The organism is Vibrio sp. 1727 (assembly GCF_033344415.1).
In the GTDB taxonomy this organism is placed as follows: domain Bacteria; phylum Pseudomonadota; class Gammaproteobacteria; order Enterobacterales; family Vibrionaceae; genus Vibrio; species Vibrio alginolyticus.
In genome coordinates, this window is sequence record NZ_JAWPOT010000609.1 from 1 (window position 1) to 535 (window position 535).

General features: G+C 51.6%; 1 protein-coding gene. It reads left to right on the top strand.

Translation table 11 applies throughout. From position 1 onward, the window contains the following. Positions 1 to 14 precede the first annotated feature (14 nt). On the top strand, positions 15 to 535 hold a 521-nt coding region (locus R8O10_RS27195), incomplete at its 3' end, for a DMT family transporter (protein ID WP_318192227.1).

Consider the following 535-nt stretch of genomic DNA (forward strand, 5'->3'; position numbering starts at 1 on the left):
GACGTCTATCAATCATGGGTTACGAATGGCTTGCTCTATGCGCTGCCTTTTTATGGGCGGTTTCCAGCCTGATTTCGGTTATTCCTGCGCAGCATCTGGGTGCCTTCTCTTACAGTCGTTGGCGGATGGGCTGCACAGCCGTAATTTTGTCGACCATGGCGTGGATAACCGGCGGTTGGCTAAGTGTGTCTTGGGAACATATTACGCCGATGATGGCATCCGGATTGATAGGGATCTTCATTGGCGACACCGCACTGTTTGCGTGTTTGAATCGCATGGGGCCAAGGCAAGCGGGCCTGTTGTTTTCCTGCCATGCCGTGTTTTCCACCATCTTAGGTTATTTCCTGTTTAGCGAAAGCATGACGGCCATTGAACTGCTTGGTTCTGCACTGGTGTTTAGCGGTGTGGTGATGGCGATATTCTTTGGCCGACGCGGACAAACTAACAATGTGCTCGAGGAAATCAAAGGCAACATTTGGGTTGGAGTCTCACTCGGCCTTACCGCTGCAATATGTCAGGCGCTCGGTGGCATTAT